Source organism: Nocardioides sp., assembly GCF_035429765.1.
Taxonomy (GTDB): domain Bacteria; phylum Actinomycetota; class Actinomycetes; order Propionibacteriales; family Nocardioidaceae; genus Nocardioides.
The window spans coordinates 1-18,971 of sequence record NZ_DAOMFK010000041.1 but is presented as its reverse complement, the minus strand read 5'-3'; the positions used below and the strand labels follow the sequence as shown (position 1 = coordinate 18,971).

The 18,971-nt window shown below is 73.7% G+C and carries 16 protein-coding genes; 3 read left to right on the top strand and 13 right to left on the bottom strand.

Annotated features, from left to right (window positions below; translation table 11 throughout):
- Positions 1-118: 118 nt before the first annotated feature.
- From ilvD to PLP61_RS06325, 3 genes are all read right to left on the bottom strand, one after another.
- Positions 119-1,813: a dihydroxy-acid dehydratase gene (gene ilvD / locus PLP61_RS06335; RefSeq protein ID WP_324501474.1), complete on the bottom strand. Its 1,695-nt coding sequence runs from the start codon at positions 1,811-1,813 to the stop codon at positions 119-121.
- Positions 1,814-1,947: 134 nt separating this feature from the next.
- Positions 1,948-2,403: an SRPBCC family protein gene (locus PLP61_RS06330; RefSeq protein WP_324501472.1), complete on the bottom strand. Its 456-nt coding sequence runs from the start codon at positions 2,401-2,403 to the stop codon at positions 1,948-1,950.
- Positions 2,404-2,412: 9 nt separating this feature from the next.
- Positions 2,413-3,501 (bottom strand): WD40/YVTN/BNR-like repeat-containing protein, encoded by a 1,089-nt coding sequence (locus PLP61_RS06325; protein ID WP_324501470.1) that lies wholly within the window; start codon positions 3,499-3,501, stop codon positions 2,413-2,415.
- 91 nt (positions 3,502-3,592) lie between these two features.
- Between PLP61_RS06325 and PLP61_RS06320 the strand changes: the two genes are divergently transcribed.
- The gene (locus tag PLP61_RS06320; RefSeq protein ID WP_324501468.1) at positions 3,593-4,465 is read left to right on the top strand and encodes an EamA family transporter; all 873 of its coding nucleotides are present in this window, start codon (positions 3,593-3,595) and stop codon (positions 4,463-4,465) included.
- Between the two features lie 86 nt (positions 4,466-4,551).
- On the opposite strand, the gene PLP61_RS06315 is transcribed toward PLP61_RS06320, so the two are convergent.
- From PLP61_RS06315 to ligA, 9 genes are all read right to left on the bottom strand, one after another.
- Positions 4,552-5,412 (bottom strand): ECF transporter S component, encoded by an 861-nt coding sequence (locus tag PLP61_RS06315; protein ID WP_324501466.1) that lies wholly within the window; start codon positions 5,410-5,412, stop codon positions 4,552-4,554.
- Complete coding sequence (locus PLP61_RS06310; protein WP_324501464.1) at positions 5,409-7,001, bottom strand: ABC transporter ATP-binding protein; 1,593 nt, start codon at positions 6,999-7,001, stop codon at positions 5,409-5,411. The genes PLP61_RS06315 and PLP61_RS06310 overlap by 4 nt, the downstream gene beginning before the upstream one ends.
- Positions 6,998-8,116, bottom strand: a complete 1,119-nt coding sequence (locus PLP61_RS06305) for a CbiQ family ECF transporter T component (protein ID WP_324501463.1) — start codon at positions 8,114-8,116, stop codon at positions 6,998-7,000. The genes PLP61_RS06310 and PLP61_RS06305 overlap by 4 nt, the downstream gene beginning before the upstream one ends.
- Positions 8,113-8,943 carry a hypothetical protein gene (locus PLP61_RS06300; RefSeq protein ID WP_324501461.1) on the bottom strand — a complete coding sequence of 277 codons (831 nt, stop codon included), beginning with the start codon at positions 8,941-8,943 and terminating at the stop codon, positions 8,113-8,115. Before PLP61_RS06300 ends, PLP61_RS06305 begins: the two co-directional genes overlap by 4 nt.
- Before the next feature lie 9 nt (positions 8,944-8,952).
- Positions 8,953-10,065, bottom strand: a complete 1,113-nt coding sequence (locus tag PLP61_RS06295) for a hypothetical protein (RefSeq protein ID WP_324501459.1) — start codon at positions 10,063-10,065, stop codon at positions 8,953-8,955.
- A 247-nt stretch (positions 10,066-10,312) separates the two neighbouring features.
- Complete coding sequence (gene gatB / locus PLP61_RS06290; RefSeq protein ID WP_324501457.1) at positions 10,313-11,803, bottom strand: Asp-tRNA(Asn)/Glu-tRNA(Gln) amidotransferase subunit GatB; 1,491 nt, start codon at positions 11,801-11,803, stop codon at positions 10,313-10,315.
- Positions 11,800-13,332, bottom strand: coding sequence for an Asp-tRNA(Asn)/Glu-tRNA(Gln) amidotransferase subunit GatA (gatA, locus tag PLP61_RS06285; protein WP_324501455.1), 1,533 nt, complete (start codon positions 13,330-13,332; stop codon positions 11,800-11,802). The genes gatB and gatA overlap by 4 nt, the downstream gene beginning before the upstream one ends.
- Entirely contained in the window at positions 13,329-13,658 is a 330-nt protein-coding gene (gatC, locus tag PLP61_RS06280; protein ID WP_324501453.1) for an Asp-tRNA(Asn)/Glu-tRNA(Gln) amidotransferase subunit GatC, read from the bottom strand. The genes gatA and gatC overlap by 4 nt, the downstream gene beginning before the upstream one ends.
- Before the next feature lie 58 nt (positions 13,659-13,716).
- Entirely contained in the window at positions 13,717-15,804 is a 2,088-nt protein-coding gene (gene ligA / locus PLP61_RS06275; protein ID WP_324501451.1) for an NAD-dependent DNA ligase LigA, read from the bottom strand.
- A 120-nt stretch (positions 15,805-15,924) separates the two neighbouring features.
- Between ligA and PLP61_RS06270 the strand changes: the two genes are divergently transcribed.
- Entirely contained in the window at positions 15,925-16,554 is a 630-nt protein-coding gene (locus PLP61_RS06270) for a TetR/AcrR family transcriptional regulator (RefSeq protein WP_324501449.1), read from the top strand.
- A complete protein-coding gene (locus PLP61_RS06265) occupies positions 16,551-18,161 on the top strand; it encodes an MFS transporter (RefSeq protein WP_324501447.1) in 1,611 nt (536 codons plus the stop codon). Before PLP61_RS06270 ends, PLP61_RS06265 begins: the two co-directional genes overlap by 4 nt.
- A gap of 13 nt (positions 18,162-18,174) precedes the next feature.
- Here the strand turns inward: PLP61_RS06265 and PLP61_RS06260 are convergent.
- The coding region (locus PLP61_RS06260) for a uroporphyrinogen decarboxylase/cobalamine-independent methonine synthase family protein (RefSeq protein WP_324501445.1) at positions 18,175-18,971 on the bottom strand (797 nt) is incomplete at its 5' end.

The window sequence follows — 18,971 nt, the reverse complement described above, 5'->3', positions numbered from 1 at the left end:
GGCCGGCGACGGTCGACTGCCGGCCGGGCCCGGCCGGCGCCTCTCCACCGCTGGTGCAGGCCGCCAGCAGAGCCAGCGCCAGCACGGCCGGCCAGGTCCGGACCGAGAACCGCACCCGTCAGCCGCAGACGGCGCCGTGCGCCGCCGACTGCACCACCTTGGCGTACTTGGCGAGCACGCCGCGGGTGTAGGTGGGCGGTCGCGGGGTCCAGCCCTGCCGACGCTCTGCCAGGTCGTCGATCGCGACCTCGAGGGTCCGGTTGGCGACGTCAAGGGTGATCCGGTCGCCGTCGCGCACGAACGCGATCGGGCCGCCGTCGACCGCCTCCGGGGCGATGTGGCCCACGCACAGCCCGGTGGTGCCCCCCGAGAACCGGCCGTCGGTGATCAGCAGCACGTCCTTGCCCAGTCCGGCGCCCTTGATCGCACCGGTGATGGCGAGCATCTCCCGCATGCCCGGGCCGCCCTTGGGCCCCTCGTAGCGGATCACCACCACGTCCCCGGCCACGATGCGTCCCTCGGCCAGCGCGTCCAGCGCCGCCCGCTCGCCGTCGAAGACCCGGGCGGTGCCGGTGAAGGTGGAGTCGTCGAAGCCCGCCGTCTTCACCACGGCTCCTTCGGGGGCCAGCGACCCCCGCAGGATGCTCAGCCCGCCGGTGCGGTGGATCGGGCGGTCCAGGGGCCGGATGATCTCGCCGTCGACGTAGGGCGGGTTGATGTCCGCGAGGTTCTCGGCGAGCGTCCGGCCGGTCACGGTGAGCGCATCGCCGTGCATCAGTCCGGCGTCCAGGAGGGCCTTCATCACCATCGGGATGCCGCCGACCTTGTCGACGTCGTTCATGACGAACCGGCCGAACGGCTTGAGGTCGCCCAGGTGCGGCACCTTCTCGCCGATCCGGTTGAAGTCGTCGAGGTCAAGGTCGACGTCGGCCTCGCGGGCGATGGCCAGCAGGTGGAGCACGGCGTTGGTGGAGCCGCCGAGCGCCATCACCACCGCGATCGCGTTCTCGAAGGCCTCGCGGGTCATGATCTGACGGGCGGTGATGCCCTGCCGCAGCAGGTTGACGACCGCCTCGCCGGACTTGTGGGCGAACCCGTCCCGGCGGCGGTCCACCGCCGGCGGCGCCGCGCTGCCGGGCAGCGACATGCCGAGAGCCTCCCCCACCGAGGCCATCGTGTTCGCGGTGTACATGCCGCCGCAGGCGCCCTCGCCGGGGCAGATCGCGCGCTCGATCCGGTCGACCTCCTCGCGGGTGATCCGGCCGGCCAGGCAGGCGCCCACCGCCTCGAACGCGTCGATGATGGTGACGTCCCGCCCGTCGACCTGGCCCGGCATGATCGAGCCCGCGTAGAGGAACACGCTGGCCAGGTCGAGCCGGGCGGCGGCCATCAGCATCCCCGGGAGCGACTTGTCGCAGCCGGCGAGCAGCACCGAGCCGTCGAGCCGCTCGGCCATCATCACGGTCTCGACCGAGTCGGCGATCACCTCCCGGGAAACCAGCGAGAAGTACATGCCCTCGTGGCCCATCGCGATGCCGTCGCTGACCGAGATCGTGCCGAACTCCAGCGGGTAGCCCCCGGCGGCGTGCACGCCGTTCTTGACCGCCTTGGCCAGCCGGTCCAGGGAGAGGTTGCAGGGGGTGATCTCGTTCCACGAGGACGCGACCCCGATCTGGGGCTTGGCGAAGTCCTCGTCGCCCATGCCGACGGCCCGGAGCATGCCACGGGCCGCGGTCTTCTCGAGTCCGTCGGTGACGTCGCGGGAACGGGGCTTGATGTCGGGCTGCGGCGTGACCTCGGGGCGCTCGGGCATGCGTCCGAGACTACTGGCCCCCCGACCCGGCACGAACCTCAGGCGACCTGTCGCCGATGGCGCGGGACGTCATCCGGACGGAGCAGACGTCGGAGCAGAGCAGACGTCGGCTCGGTCCGTATGACAGTGCGGGGTCAGGACTCCGCGACCGCCTTGAGCCGGGTCAGCCCCTTCTCGAAGTCCTTGCCCAGCAACCGGTCCATGCCGACCACCCTCCCGAGGAGCCCCGCCACCCCGGACTGGCTGCCGGTCATCCGCCAGGCCACGTCGGTGCCGGAGTTGACGGGGGTCAGCAGGAAGCACACCCGGTTGGTCGCGCGCCACGGCTTCTCGAAGGTGAGGGCAAGGTCGATCTGCTGCGGGTTCGACGCGGTGATCTCCATGCTCCCGGACCCCGCTCGCCGGTTGCCCGACCAGGTGTAGTGGGCCCCGACGCCGCGCTCGGCGCCGGAGTACTCGCGGTCCATCGTGGGGTCCAGACCCTCCCAGGGCGACCAGTCCCGCCACTGCCGGAAGTCGTTGACCAGGCCGTGCACCCGGGCCGGGTCGGCTGCGATGTGGGTGCGGCGCACGACCTCGAAGTCCGCCACCTGGTCTCCTCAGACCGTGGCGGCGCGCACGACGAGTACGTCGGGCAGGTCCCGGACGATCTCGCGCCAGGAGCTCCCGCCGTCCGCGGAGGCGTGCACCGCGCCGTTGCGGCCGCCGAAGTACAGGCCGGTGGGCTCCCCGGAGTCCACGCACATCGCGTCCCGCATCACCGCCACGAAGAAGTCGTCGGGCAGCATCCCCTCGCCCAGCGGTTCCCAGTCCTCGCCGCCGCTCCGCGACCGCCATACCCGCGCGTGACCGTCGACCGGCCAGCGGGCGCCGGCGTCGTCGATCGGGAACACGTAGACGGTCTCCGGGTCGTGGGGGTCGACGACGATCGGGAAACCGAACTCCGAGGGAAGCCCGTCGGCGATCGAGAACCACGAGTCCCCCCCGTCGTCGGAGCGGTAGACGCCGCCGTGGTTCTGCAGGTAGAGACGGTCCGGGGCGGCCGGGTGCCGGGCCACCTTGTGCACGCACTGCCCGAACTCCGGGTAGTGCCGGTCCCCGGGCATGAACTCGGCCTTGATGCCCTCGTTGGAGGGCCACCAGCTGGCTCCGCCGTCACTGGTGCGGTAGACCCCCCCGGTGGAGATCGCCGCGAGCACCGCCCGGGGGTCCGTGGGATGGGGAAGGATCGTGTGGAAGGCCTGCCCGCCGAACCCGGCGTTCCACTGCGGCCGGTGTGGGTGGTCCCACAGGGCACGCTCGAGGGAGAAGGTCTCCCCCCGGTCGACGGACCGGAAGACCGCCCCCGGCTCGGTGCCCGCCCAGACCACCCCGTCCTCGGCGCCGGGCTGCAGCTGCCACACCCGCGACACCGTGGCGCCGGTGTCCTCGGGGAACCGCACCGCGCCGTTCGGGGTCTCCTGCCAGGTCTCGCCCAGGTCGTCGGAGCGCCAGACCTGGGGGCCCAACCAGCTCGACGAGGCGCCGACGAGCAGCCTGGGCTGCGGCCCCCGGGTGTCCACCAGGCAGGAGTAGACCTCCTCCATGGCGAAGTGGGGACCCGACCAGGCCCACTCCGCCCGGGACGCGTCCGAGCGGCCGATCCACAGGCCCTTGCGTGTCCCGACCAGCACCAGCGTCGTCCCCATGTCGATCCCCTCCCGTCGACGGTGTGATCTGCACCACCCTAGGCCAGCAAACGCGACGGCAGGCGCGGCGGCAACCCCCTAGATTGTCCGGGTGCAGGTCCGACCCCGGCCCCGACGCGGCCTCTCGCCCGTCTGGCTGGTGCTCGGCGGCATCCTCTCGGTGCAGGTCGGGGCCGCGATCGCCAAGCACCTGTTCGACGTCGTGGATCCGACGTCGATGGTGTGGCTCCGGCTGGCCACGAGCGCCGTGGTGCTGGCCGCCGTCGCACGCCCGGGCCTGCGGGGGCGCACGGCAGAGGACTGGCGGGTGGTGGTCGGCTTCGGGCTGAGCCTGTGCGTGATGAACTGGGCGATCTACCAGTCGTTCGCACGGATCCCGCTCGGGATCGCGGTGACCATAGAGTTCATCGGCCCGCTGTCCCTGGCGGTGGTCGGGTCCCGGCGGCTGCGCGACCTCGGCTGGGCGGCTCTGGCCGCGGCGGGTGTGGCGCTCCTGGGGCTCGAGCCGGGCCGGATCGACCCCCTCGGCGTGCTGTTCGCCCTGGTGGCGGGGGCCGCCTGGGCGGCGTACATCCTGCTCAGCGCCCGGACCGGAGCGCGCTGGCCAGGACTGGACGGGCTGGCGGCAGCCAGTGTGATCGCCACCGTGGTGCTCACGCCGTTCGCACTCGGCACCGGCAGCGGCGACCTCATGGACCCGTACGTCGTCGCGCTCGGCGCGGCCGTCGGGATGCTCAGCTCGGTGATCCCCTACTCGCTGGAGCTCACGGCGCTGCGCACCCTGCGACCCGCCGTCTTCAGCATCCTGATGAGCCTGGAGCCGGCGGCGGCGGCGCTGGCGGCGGCGCTGGTGCTGCAGGAGCTGCTCACCGGCCTCCAGCTGCTCGCCATGGCGTGTGTCGTGGTGGCCAGCATCGGCGCCACCAGCAGTGGTCCGGGGTTCAGCGAGCCGGCGCCGGACTGAGCCGCCCGCGCGGCTACTGGTGCGTACGACGCACCTGACGCGTCGTACGCACCAGTAGTCGCGGGGCCGCCGGGTCGTGGCGAGGGCTACCCGCGCTCGACCGGTGCCGCCTCGGCGTCCGGGACGGAGGAGTCGCCGGCACCGTCGTACGCACCGGACGCCGGCAGCACCAGCGCACGTCGCGACACCCGCCGCAAGGTGGCGAGGATCGCCGGGCCGAGCACCACCAGTGCCACCGAGGTGGTGATGGCTCGGCCGGTGTCCCACGTCCCGGTCGAGGTGAGCAGCGTGTACGCCGCGAACCGGCGCAGGTTGTCGGCGAGCGGGTCCCCCGGCACGAACGCGAGCGAGCCGGTGTGGCCAGGGACGTCCACCCCCAGGAGGAACGGCCAGCCGGACAGGTTGAGCAGCAGGCCGAAGACGTAGGCCGCGAAGATGCCGTAGCCCACCAGCAGGGCGATCTCGGCCCGGCCGGACACCCGGCGCGGCAGCATCCCCGCCCCCATGCCGACCCAGCCGGAGACGAGCATCTGGTAGGGCAGCCACGGGCCGACGCCGCCGGTGAGCAGCGCGGAGGCGAACAACGAGGTGCAGCCGAGCGCGAACCCGAAGCCCGGGCCGAACACACGGCCCGCGAGGATCAGCAGGAAGAACACCAGCTCCACCCCGGCGACGCCGGCGCTCAGGCCGCGCAGCACGGCGTTGACGGCGCTCAGCACACCCAGCAGGGCGAGCACCCGGGCGTCCATCCCGCCCTCGCTGAACTCGGCCAGCACGAGGACGACGACCAGCGGCACGAGCAGCAGGAAGACGAACGGCGGGTCCGTTCGGGTTCCCGGCGGGGCCTGCAGCAGCAGCGGCCAGCCGAGCATCACCAGACCCAGCACCGACGCGACCGCGAGCACCACCGTGGAGCGGAGCCGCAACGGCACGGCCGCGGCGCTCACCGGGCCACCTCCAGCGCGGCGGCGACCTGGTCGACCCGCAGCCACGGGGGGCCCAGGATCTTGGTGACCTGCGGGGCGAACGACGGCGACTCGGCGATCACCCTGGCCACCGGGCCGGCCGAGACCACCTCCCCGTCGGCCAGGACGACCACGTCGCCGGCGGCGGTGGCGGCGAACTCGACGTCGTGGGTGGCGACCACCACCGCCCGGCCCTCGACGGCGAGGTCGCGCAGGATCGCGGCGAGGACCTGTTTGCCCGGGTAGTCCAGGCCCCGGGTGGGCTCGTCGAGGAGCAGCACCGGCGGAGCCGCGGCCAGCACGATCGCCAGGGCCAGGGCGAGCCGCTGCCCCTCCGAGAGGTCGCGCGGATGCGTGTGCGGGTCGATGCCGGGAACCAGCCGGTCCAGCAGCGCCCGACAGCTGCCCTCCCCGCCCGGGGCCTGCTGGTCCGCGGCGGCGCACTCCTCGGCGACGGTCTCCAGGTAGAGCAGGTCCGCCGCCGTCTGGGGCACCAGCCCGACCCGGCTGCGGCGCGCGTCGGCGGCCAGCTCGGCCGGATCGGCCCCACCCACGTGGACCCGGCCAGCCCGGCGCCGCCCCGTCCCCTGCAGCGCCCACAGCAGCGAGGACTTGCCCGACCCGTTGCGGCCCATGAGCGCGGTGACGGTGCCGGACCGCAGGGTCAGGTCGACCTCGCGTACCGCCACCGTGCGGCCGTGCAGCACGCTCACGCCCCGAGCGGCCAGGATCTCCGCACCGGCGGCTGGCTCCCCCTGGGTCGGTGGAGCCAGCCGAGCCGCCAGGTCACGTGCCCGGCGGCGGGCGTCGCGGACGGCCAGCGGGAGCGGGGACCAGCCCACGAGCCGGCCCAGCTCCACGATCGGCGGCACCACCGGGGAGACCGCCAGCACGTCGGCGGGGGCCCCGACCCGGACCCTGCCGTCACCGGTGAGCAGGCAGATCCGGTCGGCGAAGGGGACGACGCGCTCCAGCCGGTGCTCGGCGAGGAGCACCGAGAGCCCCAGGTCCTGGACCAGCCGGGTGACGGTGGCCAGCACGTCCTCGGCCGCTGTCGGGTCCAGCGCCGAAGTCGGCTCGTCCAGCACGAGGACGCGCGGGTGCATGGTGAGCACCGACCCGAGGGCGACCCGTTGCTGCTGACCGCCCGAGAGGGTGCGCAGGTCCCTGCCTCGCAGATCGGCGATCCCCAGGAGGTCCAGGGTCTCCTCCACGCGGCGGCGCATGGTGGGGGCCGGAAGACCGAGCTGCTCCATCCCGTAGGCCAGCTCCTCCTCCACCGTGTCGGTGACGAAGCCGGACGCAGGGTCCTGGCCGACGTAGCCGACCAGGTGGGCGCGCTCTCGGGGTGGGCGGTGCACCACGCTGATCCCGTCGACCAGGACGTCGCCGGAGAGCCGGCCGCCGCTGAACCGGGGGACCAGCCCGGTGACCACGCCGAGCAAGGTGGACTTCCCGACGCCGGTGGGGCCGGAGACCACGAGCAGCTCTCCTTCGTCCAGGGTGAGGTCGACCCCGTCCAGAACGGGGTGGTCGGCGTAGCTGAAGCCGACCTGGCGCAGCTCGATCACACCGTCACCCCGGGAACAGCTCGGGGGCCGACCGCGACCGTGGCACCCCGAAGCACCGGAGGCGGGGCGAGGACCGCAGGCGCCAGCCCGAGGAGAGTCCCGAGGAGGGCGGGGGCGGTCAGCACCGGGACGACGTCCACGCCGGGGTGGGCCACCCACGGCGCCGAGCCCGCCAGCCACCAGGCGGTGGCCCCCACGGCCAACCCGCAGAGCGCCACCGCCGTCTCCGGCCACTGCCACGGGTCGGGCCGGTAGCGGCTGCGCTCGACCCGCGCGCCCGCGCTGGAGAGACCGGCCAGCGCCAGCACGACCCCCAGGACCACCATCGGGAGCGCCAGCACCCGGGGAGCGGTCAGGTCCAGCAGCCCGTAGAGCCCGATGCCGAGCCCGCACAGGCCCGCCAGGAGCAGCGCCCCGGTCACCCACCGCCGCCCACGGGACTCGCCGCCGGACCGGCCGTAGCCTCGGGTGTCCATCCCTGCCGCGAGCGCCAGGGAGCGGGCCAGGGCGTCCTCCAGCACCGGCACGAGGAAACGACGCAGGCGGCCGACCCGGCCCGCGGTCCCGCCGCGCAGGCTCTGGGCAGCACGCACCCGACGGACGCTGTCGGCGAGCTGGGGGAAGATCGTCACGGTCACCACCAGCGCGGTGCCGATCTCGTAGAGCGCTGGCGGGACCGACTTGAGCAGACGCTTGGGGTTGGCGAGGGAGTTCGCCGCCCCCACGCAGATCACCAGGGTGGCCAGCCGCATCCCGTCGTACAGCCCGGCGAGAAGCTCCTCCCGGGTGACCGGGCCGAGCAGCTGTACGCCGGCGGCCCAGCCGGGCAGGGGCAGCGAGGGCAGCGCAAGCAGCACGTGGCCCCCCGCGGCCACCCCGAAGAGCACCCGGAAGGCGACCCGGACCACCACGATCGCGAGCCCCATCACGACGTACAGCCGGAAGGACCTCGACCAGGGCTGGTCGGAACGACGTGCGACCACCACCACCCAGGCGACGCCGACCACCAGCAGCAGCGCCAGCGGGTTGGTGGTGAGCGAGGCGGCCCCGGCGAGCCCGAGGGCCCACAGCCACCAGGCCACGGGATGCAGGTCACGGGGGAGGCGGCTGCTCACGGGCCGGCGCGCTCCCCGTAGCGACGCAGCGCCGTGATGCCGGCCGCGGCAGCCACGAGCAGCAGCAGTACGCCGGCCACCGCCCAGCCGGGCAGCCCTCCGGTGCTGCCCGCGGCTGGTGGGGGCGGCTGACTGCTCTGGTCTGCGACCGGGCTCACCGACGGGGTCGCGGTCGCGCTGGCCCGCGCGTGCGGGTGGGCGGAGCGTCGCGCCTTCGAGGGACTGCTGGAAGGCGAGGCGGACGGGGTCGCGCTGCCTGCGACGGAGGCCGACGTGGCCGGTGGCGGGGCCGGAAGGGTCGGTCCGCCTCCCGCGGGCGCCGCGGGGGACGAGCTGGTCGCCGAGGGGGTCGGTGAGGCGTGGCTGCGGGGGGCCATGCCCGGTGGGTTGCGGGTGCTGGAGCCCTGCCAGGCGAGCGCCACGTAGCCCCCGTCGGGCACCTCGAGCGAGCCGACCCCCTCGGCGGCGTACTTCCAGGAGCCGGACTTGCCGTCGGACCAGAAGACCCCCCAGTACGCGTCGGCCGGGGGCGTGTTCACGCAGGGGTCGTCGGCCGGCTCACCGGCGACCCGGCAGACGAAACCGGGCTGCCGCTGGACGTAGTCGAGCGGGAACCCGTTGCGGGGAAGGAGTGTCGCGGCCGAGGTGCCGGCGCCGTCGGCGTCGCACTGCTGCTGCACGCCGCCGCCGAGCTCGTGGAAGTCCACCACCACGGTGACCCCGTCGCCGTCGGAGCAGGCGGCGGCACCGGCCGGCGCGGGCAGGGCCGGCCCCGCTGCCACGAGCAGCACGATCGCGGCAACGAGGCGGGCAAGGATCCGCTGCATGGCCAGGGCTCAGAACTTCCGGCAGGCCTGGACGGTGAGCAGCCGCATGGCCGGCGCTGCCTGGGCGGTGGTCCGTCGCCACTGGTCCCGGGTGGCCTTCGTGATGCCCCTGCGGAGGCCCTTGGTGTAGGCCGCCGCGTCATAGGCGATGGCCCCCTTCTGCGTGGCCAGCGGCGAGGACGCCCTGACGCGGCGGACCTGCAGCCCGCGCACCCAGGTGGCGGCGTCGACCGCCGGCCGGCAGGCACCGCGGGCCGCCAGCGCCCAAGCCGCCAGACCGGTGCTGTTGGCGTTGCTGGCCTCGGTCGACGTACCGCCCCCGAAGGAGCCGTTGCGGCGCTGGTGGTCGGTCAACCAGGCGGTCGCCTCGCGCAGCGCGAGCCGCACCGGTGCCGTCTTGGGCTCCACCGACTGCAAGGCCAGCACGGCCAGCGCGGTCGCGTCGGTGTCCGGGGCGCTGGTGGTGCGGGGCCGTCCGCCGTCGCACGTCTGGTCGGCCGCGGTCTTGTCGGCGGTGAGGTTCAGCCGGAAGTAGCCCTTCTCGCACTGCTGGTCGAGCAGGAAGTCCAGGGTGGGCCCGGCCTGCGGCGACCCCGCGGCCGCGAGCCCCTGCACGGCGAGGGCCTGCCCGACGACGTTGGCGTAGTCGCCGAACGTGCTCGCGTCCCCGATCCGGCCGGATGTGGGGGCCGTGGTGCTCACCGTCGACTCCAGGCGGGCGACGAGGTCGATCCCGCCGTAGCCGGTGGGGTCGTCCCCGGCGAGCTGCGCGAGCACCAAGGCCTTGGCGGTGGGTCCGGCGTACGTGCTGCCGGGGTCGCCGAAGGCCTCGCCGGTGATGTAGGCGTCGAGCGACCCCGCGACCGCGCTGCTGATCTCCCGGACCGTGGTGCGGTGACCGCCAACGGCGGCCAGGCCGAACGCGGTGTCGATGGACAGGCCGTGGTCGTCGATGTCGAACTGGTCGTTGTGGACGAGGCCGTCGGTCAGCTGCCTGGCGAGCCAGGCGCCGCTGAGCTGATGAGGGGGCCGGGAGGCGGCCTCGGACGCCCCCGGGAGTCCGGTGACGACCACGGCACAGGCGACGGCGGCGACCGCGGAGCGGCGCAGGCTGGGGCGCATGTGGAAGTTCCTTCCCGCTGCAACGGCGGGAGAGCCCCGGAGGGTCCACCCGCTGCTTTCCTCGACAGCGTGTGTTCAGGACGCGTCGCAACGGGTGTTCCGGCTCACGCACCCGGACCGTGCCGGGGGCGCCTACGGTTGCGGGTCAGCGCCGGACTTGGACCGGCTTCCCCCAGCTGCGGGCGTGATGGATGAGTAGACGTGCTCCGGCAGCGTACCAGTCGTACGGCGGGCGGCCGGCGCCGGTTCAGCCGAGGCGTTCGAGGATGAGCTCGCGAACCCGGGCCGCGTCGGCCTGACCTCGCATCTGCTTCATCACCGCCCCGATCAGGGCTCCGGCGGCGGCCACCTTGCCGTCCCGGATCTTCGCCGCGACGTCGGGGTGGGCGGCGATCGCCCGGTCCACCGCCGCGCCGAGCGCGTCGTCGTCGGAGACGATCGCGAGCCCTCGCGCGGCGACGATCTCCTCCGGTGAGCCCTCCCCGGCCAGGAGACCGTCGAACACCTGGCGGGCCAGCTTGTCGTTGAGGGAGCCGTCCTCGACCAGCGCCTGCACCTGCGCCACCTGCCCCGGAGTGACGGGCAGCTCGGACAGGTCCACCCCCGAGTCGTTGGCCCGGCGGGCCAGGTCGGAGAGCCACCACTTCCGGGCGGCCTGGGGAGTCGCCCCCGCAGCGACCGTCTGCTCGACCAGCAGGAGCGCGCCGGCCCCGACCGTGTCGCGCATCTCCAGGTCGGAGAAGCCCCACTCGGCCTGCAACCTGCCCCGGCGTTCGCGCGGCGGCTCCGGAAGCTCGGCCCGGAGCCGCTCGACCCACTCGCGGCTCGGTGCGACCGGCACCAGGTCGGGCTCGGGGAAGTAGCGGTAGTCCTCGGCGTCCGACTTCTCCCGGCCGCTGGTGGTGACGCCGGTGTCCTCGTGCCAGTGCCGCGTCTCCTGGAGCACCGCTCCGCCGGCGGCCAGCACCGCCGCGTGCCGCTGCATCTCGTAGCGCACCGCGCGTTCGACGGACCGCAGCGAGTTCACGTTCTTGGTCTCGGTGCGGATGCCCAGCGCCCCGGAGCCCCGCGGAGACAGGGACAGGTTGACGTCGCAGCGCAGCGAGCCCTGGTCCATCCGGACGTCGCTCACCCCGAGCTCGAGGAGCAGCTCACGCAGGTGGGCGACGTACGCCTTGGCCACCAGTGGCGCCTTGGCGCCGGTGCCGAGCACGGGCTTGGTGACGATCTCGATCAGCGGGATGCCGGCACGGTTGTAGTCGACCAGCGAGTAGTCGGCCCCGTGGATGCGGCCGGTGCTGCCGACGTGGGTCGACTTCCCGGTGTCCTCCTCCATGTGGGCGCGCTCGATCTCGATCCGGAACGTCTCGCCGTCGACCTCGACCTCGGTCCAGCCGTCGTAGGCGATCGGCTCGTCGTACTGGCTGGTCTGGAAGTTCTTCGGCATGTCGGGGTAGAAGTAGTTCTTCCGGGCGAACCGGCACCACTCGGCGATGTGGCAGTTCAGCGCCAGCCCGATCCGCGCGGCCGACTCCACGGCCGTGCCGTTGACCACCGGCATCGCCCCCGGCAGCCCCAGGCAGGTCGGGCACACCTGGGTGTTCGGCTCCGCACCGAAGGTCGTCGGACAGCCGCAGAACATCTTCGAGGCGGTGTTGAGCTCGACGTGGACCTCCAGGCCCAGCGCGGGGTCGTACGCCGCGAGCACGTCGTCGTAGGGCAGCAGCATCTCGGTCATGCCGTCGCTCCCTCCAGGTCGGGGGCCTGGGCCAGCAGCGGGCCACCCCACCGCGCCTCCAGCAGCGTCTCGGCGGCGGCGCCGACACGGTAGAGGCGGTCGTCGGCGGTCGCCGGCGCAAGGATCTGCAGCCCGGCCGGCAGCCCGTCCTCCTCGGCCAGTCCGCTGGGCACCGACATGCCGGGGACCCCGGCCAGGTTGGCCGGGATCGTGGCCAGGTCGTTGAGGTACATCGCGAGCGGGTCGTCGAGCTTCTCCCCCAGCCGGAACGCGGTCGTCGGCGCCGTCGGCGAGACCAGCACGTCGACCTGCTCGAACGCGGCGGCGAAGTCCCGGCTGATCAGGGTCCGCACCTTCTGCGCCTGGCCGTAGTAGGCGTCGTAGTAGCCGCTGGACAGCGCGTAGGTCCCCAGGATGATCCGGCGCTTCACCTCGTCGCCGAAGCCCGCGTCCCGGGTCGCACGCATCACGTCCTCCGCGGAAGGACTCTCCACGCCGTCGGGCCACACCCGCAGCCCGTAGCGCATGGCGTCGAAGCGCGCGAGGTTGCTCGACGCCTCGCACGGCATGATCAGGTAGTAGGTCGCCAGGGCGTGCACGAAGCTGGGGCAGGCTACCTCGACCACCTCGGCACCCGCAGCGACCAGCAGGTCGACCGCCTCGGTGAAGCGGTCGAGCACGCCGCGCTGGTAGCCCTCGCCGCCCAGCTCGGCGATGACGCCGATCCGGACGCCGGCCAGGTCGGCGTCCGCGCCCCGTCGCGCCGCCGCCACCAGATCCGGCACGGGCGCGTCGATGCTGGTGGAGTCGAGCGGGTCGTGCCCGCCGACCACCTCGTGCAGGAGCGCGGCGTCCAGGACGGTGCGGGTGACCGGGCCGACCTGGTCGAGGGAGTTCGCCATCGCTACCAGCCCGTAGCGCGACACCCCGCCGTACGTCGGCTTGACCCCCACCGAGCCGGTCACGGCGGCGGGCTGCCGGATCGACCCGCCGGTGTCGGTGCCGAGGGCCAGCGGCGCCTCGTACGCCGTCACGGCGGCGGCCGACCCGCCACCCGAGCCGCCCGGGATGCGCTCGAGGTCCCAGGGGTTGCGCGTCGGCCCGTAGGCGGAGTGCTCGGTGGAGGAGCCCATCGCGAACTCGTCCATGTTCGTCTTGCCCAGGATCGGCAGCCCGGCGGCCCGGATCCGGGCGACCACGGTCGCGTCGTACGGCGGGACCCAGCCCTCGAGGATCCGCGACCCGCAGGTCGTGGGAAGTCCCTGGGTGGCCAGCACGTCCTTGACCGCGATCGGCACCCCGTCCAGGGCGCTGGCGGCCCGCCCGGCGGCCCGGCGGGCGTCGGAGGCGGCCGCCTGGGCCAGCGCACCCTCGGCGTCGACGTGGAGGAAGGCGTGCAGCTGCGGGTCGAGCCGCTCGATGCGGTCCAGGTGCGCGCGGGTGACCTCGACGGAGGTGGTCGCACCCGACGCGAGCGCCGCAGCGAGCTCGGCGGCGGTGGCACGGGTCCACCGGGTGGCGGCGCTCACTGGTCCTCCCCCAGGATCTTGGGCACGCTGAACCGCTGCTGCTCGACCTCGGGGGCACCGGAGAGCGCTTGGTCGGCGCTGAGGCCGGGCACGACCACGTCGGGACGGAACACGTTCGTCAGCGGCAGCGGGTGCGAGGTGGGCGGGACGTCGTCGTCGGCGGCGCCGCGGATCGAGGCGACGGACTCGAGGATCACCGCGAGCTGGGGCGCGAGGTGGTCCAGCTCCTCCTCGGACAGGTCGATCCGGGCCAGGTCGGCCAGGTGTGCGACCTGGTCGCGGCTGATCACGACCGGCACGGAGCCCGGTCCAGGGGTGTCAGGCATGCACGCCATCCTAGGGAGCCGCCGCCCCGGCCGGTCCGCCCGCCCGGTTGAGGTGGGCTCACGCAGGCTCGGGGCCGTGCGCGAGCAGCCGGGTGAATCCCTCCTCGTCGAGCACGGGGACACCGAGCTGCTCTGCCTTGTCCGCCTTGGACCCGGCGTTCTCGCCCACCACCACGTAGTCGGTGTTCCTGGAGACCGAGCCGGCCGCCTTGCCGCCGTGGGAGACGATCGCCTCCTTGGCCGAGTCGCGGGAGAAGCCCTGCAGCGTCCCGGTGACGACCACGGTGAGGCCGGCCAGGGTCTGCGGGACGGACTCGTCGCGCTCGTCGGCCATCCTGACCCCCGCGCGGGTCCACTTCTCCAGGATCTCGCGGTGCCAGTCCACGGCGAACCACTCCACCACGGACTCCGCGATGGTCGGGCCGACCCCCTCGGCGGCAGCCAGCCGCTCCTGGCCGGCCGCGCGGATCGCGTCCATCGACCCGAACTCGGCCGCCAGGGCGCGGGCGGCGGTCGGCCCGACGTGGCGGACGGACAGCGCGACCAGGACCCGCCACAGCGGCACGTCGCGCGCCCGGCCGAGGTTGGCCAGCAGCTTCTCGCCGTTGGCCGAGAGCTGCGGCCCCTCCTCGCCCTTCTTGGGCGCGCGGGTGAACAGCGGGGCGCGCAGCAGCGCCTCCGCGGTCAGGTCGAAGACGTCGCCCTCGTTCTCCAGCACCCCGGCCTCGAGCAGGGCGGCGGCGGCCTCGGTGCCGAGTCCTTCGATGTCGAAGGCCCCCCGACCCGCGACGTGGAAGACCCGGTCGAGCACCTGGGCCGGGCAGTGCCGGTGGTTGGGGCAGCGCAGGTCCTTGTCGCCCTCCCTCTGCTCCACCAGCCGGGTGCCGCAGGCGGGGCACTCGGTGGGCATCACCCACTCCGCCAGCCCCTCCGGGCGCAGCGCCAGCACCGGCCCGAGGATCTCGGGGATCACGTCGCCGGCCTTGCGCAGGACCACGGTGTCCCCGGGGCGCACGTCCTTGCGTCTGACCTCGTGGGCGTTGTGCAGGGTCGCCCGCTCCACCGTGGAGCCGGCCACCCGCGTCGGCTCCATCACCCCGAACGGGGTCACCCGGCCGGTCCGGCCCGTGTTGACCTCGATGGAGAGCAGCCGCGCGTTGACCTCCTCGGGCGGGTACTTGTAGGCGATCGCCCACCGCGGCGCCCTCGAGGTGGAGCCGAGCCGGCGCTGCAGCGCAACGTCGTCGACCTTGACCACGACGCCGTCGATCTCGTGCTCCACGTCGTGACGGTGCTCGCCGTAGTAGTCGACGAACTCCCGGACCTCGGCGAGCCCGGGCACCACCCGTACCCGGTCGCTGGTCGGCAGCCCCCAGGCCCGCAGCGCGTCGTACGCCGCGCTCTGGGCCGCCGGCTCGAAGCCCTCACGTGCGCCGATCCCGTGGCAGACCATCCCGAGGTCCCGGGTCGCGGTGACCCGCGGGTCCTTCTGCCGCAGCGACCCGGCGGCGGCGTTGCGGGGGTTGGCGAACATCGGCCGGCCCGCCTCAGCCATCGCGTCGTTGAGGCGTGCGAACGCGGCGACCGGGAGGAACACCTCACCGCGCACCTCCACCAGCGCGGGCACCGGGTGCTCGGCGGTGCCGGTGAGCCGGTGCGGGACGGTCGCGATCGTGCGGACGTTGGGGGTGACGTCCTCCCCGGTGCGACCGTCGCCCCGGGTGAGCGCCCGGACCAGCCGCCCCCCCTCGTAGAGGATGTTGATCGCCAACCCGTCGACCTTGAGCTCGCACAGCAGCGCCGGCTCGTGCACCCCCTCACGCTCGAGCCGGGCGTGCCACGCGGAGAGCTCGTCGGTCGAGAACGCGTTGTCCAGCGACTCCATCCGCTGCAGGTGGTCGACCGCGGTGAACTCGGTGGAGACCGCCCCCCCGACCTTCTGGGTGGGCGAGTCGGGTGTGCGCAGCTCCGGGTACTCCTCCTCGAGCGTCTCGAGCTCGCGCATCAGCAGGTCGAACTCGGCGTCGGAGAGCGTCGGGTCGTCCAGGACGTAGTAGCGCCAGCGCGCCTCCTCGACCTGCTCGGCCACGCCCTGGTGGCGCTCGCGCACGTCGGCGGGCGCCGCCGACACCTCCGGGGTCGTCATGGGCACATCTTGCCGTGCCCGGAAACTCAGTCGCACCCGGCGGGAATACCCGCGTAGCGTCGCTGCTTGATGAATACGGAACGGTTTCGTTTCGTCCGTCCTCGTCCCCCAGGAGTCCCCATGTCCGCCGCCGCTGCCGTCGCCCCGCAGGGTCGTCGCCGGGTCGACGGCGAGCGGGAGCACGAGATCCTCTCCGCGGCCCTGGCCGTGCTGGCCGAGGTCGGCTACGACCGGTTGACCATGGACGCCGTGGCCGCTCGGGCGCGGGCGTCCAAGGCCACGCTCTACCGCCGCTGGAACGGCAAGGTGGAGCTGGTCATCGACGCGCTGCTGACGCTCAAGCAGCCGCCGGAGTCGCCCGACACCGGCACGCTGCGCGGCGACCTGCTGGCCGCCGCCTGCAGCACCGGAGGGCTCACCGAGGACACCCTCGCGCCCATGGCCGGCGTGCTCACCGCACTGGTCAGCGACGAGGAGTTCGCCACCGCGTTCCGCCGGGAGGTGATCGCGCCCCGGACCGACCTGACCCGTCAGGCGTTCGAGCGTGCCCGGGAGCGTGGCGAGCTGCGCGACGGGGTGGACCTGGACCTGCTGGCGCCCGCGCTGGCGGCCCTGGTCCTGCACCGGCTCTACGTGCTGGGCACCCCTCCGGACGAGACCGTCCTCACCGCCCTGATCGACCAGATCATCCTTCCCGCCGCCCTGGCCGCACCGGCCGTGGCCGCCCGACAACCCCGAGGAACATCGTGACCGACCCCTCCACCGACGCGCCGAGCACGACCCGGCACCTGCACCTGGGCTGGGCCCTGGTGCTGATCTCTGTGGCCCAGCTCATGGTCGTGCTCGACAGCACGATCGCCAACATCGCCCTTCCCTACATCCAGGCCGACCTGGGCTTCAGCGACGCCGGGCTCACCTGGGTGGTGACCACCTACGCGCTGGCCTTCGGCGGGCTGCTGCTGCTCGGCGGCCGGCTCGGTGACCTCTACGGGCGCCGGCTCACCTTCATGGTCGGCCTGTCGGTCTTCGCGGTCGCCTCGCTGCTCGGCGGGGTGGCGGAGTCCGAGGCGATGCTGCTCGGCGCGCGCGCCCTGCAGGGCGCCGGCGCGGCGCTCGCCTCCCCCGCGGCCCTGGCGCTGATCACCACCACGTTCCCGGCCGGGCCGCAGCGCAACCGCGCGTTCGCGGTGTACGCCGGGATGTCCGGCGCCGGCGCGGCGGTGGGCCTGATCCTGGGTGGCTGGCTGACCGGGTCCACCCTCTCGCTGCTGGGCACCACCATCGACGGCTGGCGGCTGACCTTCCTGATCAACGTGCCGATCGGCATCGTGGCCGCCGCGCTCGCCCCCCGGGTGCTGGCGGAGTCGGAGACCCACAAGGGCGAGCTCGACGTGCCCGGGGCGATCACGGCGACCTTCGGCCTGTTCGGCATCGTCTACGGCCTCTCCCGCGCCTCCAGCCACGGCTGGAGCGACACCTGGACGGTGGCCAGCCTCGTGGTGGGCGCGGGCCTGCTGGTGCTCTTCGCCCTGATCGAGTCGCGGGCCACGCACCCGCTGCTGCCGTTCCGGATCTTCCGCAACCGCACCCGCGCGTCGAGCTTCGCGGCGATGATGCTGATGCCGGCGGGCATGTTCGCGATGTTCTTCTACCTCTCGCTGTACGTGCAGAACGTCATGGGCTTCTCACCGCTCGAGGCGGGCGTCGCGTTCCTGCCGTTCACCGCGGGCATCGTGGTGGCGGCGATGGTCGCCTCCAACCTGGTCAGCCGGATGCCTCCGCGCTACCTCGCCGGCACCGGGACGCTGATGGCGTCGATCGCCCTGGTCGGTTTCTCCCGCATCCCCTACGACACGACGTACCCCGTCTCCGACCTGACCGCGTCCTACGCCACGCAGATCCTGCCGTGGATGATCCTGATGTCGCTGGGCATGGGGCTGACCTTCGTGCCGCTCACCCTCACCGCCGTGCACCACGTGCAGTCGAGGGACTCGGGCATCGGCTCCGGGGTGCTGAACACCATGCAGCAGGTCGGCGGCGCACTGGGGCTGGCGACGCTGGCCACGGTCGCCCAGCACGTGTGGCGGACCAGCGGAGAGGCACTGGCGAAGTCCGCGGCCGAGGCCGCGGCGAACGCCCCGGCCGGTACGCCGGTCCCGTCGGAGGCCGAGCGGCAGGCGATGGCGGCCGTGGCACAGAACCAGGTCTTCGCGGACGGTGCGTCGACCGCGTTCCTGATCGGTGCGGTGATCATCTTGATGGCTTCCGCCGTGGTGTGGCTCTTCCTCAACGTCACCCACGACGAGCTCGCCCAGGACGCCCAGGAGCACCCGGAGCAGGGGGTCCACGTCGTCTGAGCCGCGGGAGCGCTCAGCCCTGCTGGAGGTGGGTCACGGCCCGCACCAGCAGGGCGTGGGCGTCCTGCGCCCAGCGCGGCGAGGCCCCGGCCAGGCCGCAGGTGGGCGTGAGCACCACCCGGTCCCCGGCCTCGTCCGGGTCCAGCCCGAGAAGGTCCAGCCAGCGCAGCGCCGAGTCGGCGACCTGCGCAGCGGTCGGCCTGGGCACGGGCTCCGCGGACGGCAGCACGCCGAGGGCGAGCACGGCTCCGGACTCCGCCGCCTCGGCGAGGGCGTCGAGCCCGGACGCGTCGAGCACGGTGGGGTCGACCGAGAGGCCGCTCGCTCCGGCGCCGTGGAGCAGCGCGGGCGGGGTTCCCGGCGAGCAGGAGTGCACCCACGGCTCCCCGCCGGCGGCGGCGACCGCCCCGAGCACCCAGCCGAGGGCCTCGGAGGCCTCGGGAAGGTCCACGGCACGGTGCCAGCCGAGTCCCGACGCCGTCGGCACCCGCGCGGCCAGCACCCGCGCCAGCGCAGGCTCGTCCACCTGTACGACGAGCCGGTCGACCCCGCGGAGCCGTCGCCGGACCTCCGCGACGTGGGCTCCCACCCCCTCGGCCAGCGCCTGGGCGAGCTCGCGGCGCGCCCCGTGGTCGGCCAGCACCTTGTCACCCCGCGGCTTCTCGACCGTCGCGGCGAGCGTCCACGGGCCGGCGACCTGGACCTTGGCCGCGCCGGCGTACCCCTGCGCCTGCTCCTCGAGCTGGTCGAGGTCCTGCGCGAGCAGCGACCGCGCCCGGCGCTGGTCCAGGCCCGGGCCGTCGGTCAGCC

Coding starts and splice junctions, on each gene's coding strand:
- ilvD (WP_324501474.1), bottom strand. CDS start 1,813: ATGCCCGAGCGCCCCGAGGTCACGCCGCAGCCCGACATCAAGCCCCGT.
- PLP61_RS06325 (WP_324501470.1), bottom strand. CDS start 3,501: ATGGGGACGACGCTGGTGCTGGTCGGGACACGCAAGGGCCTGTGGATC.
- PLP61_RS06300 (WP_324501461.1), bottom strand. CDS start 8,943: ATGCAGCGGATCCTTGCCCGCCTCGTTGCCGCGATCGTGCTGCTCGTG.
- PLP61_RS06295 (WP_324501459.1), bottom strand. CDS start 10,065: ATGCGCCCCAGCCTGCGCCGCTCCGCGGTCGCCGCCGTCGCCTGTGCC.
- gatB (WP_324501457.1), bottom strand. CDS start 11,803: ATGACCGAGATGCTGCTGCCCTACGACGACGTGCTCGCGGCGTACGAC.
- gatC (WP_324501453.1), bottom strand. CDS start 13,658: ATGCCTGACACCCCTGGACCGGGCTCCGTGCCGGTCGTGATCAGCCGC.
- ligA (WP_324501451.1), bottom strand. CDS start 15,804: ATGACGACCCCGGAGGTGTCGGCGGCGCCCGCCGACGTGCGCGAGCGC.
- PLP61_RS06270 (WP_324501449.1), top strand. CDS start 15,925: ATGTCCGCCGCCGCTGCCGTCGCCCCGCAGGGTCGTCGCCGGGTCGAC.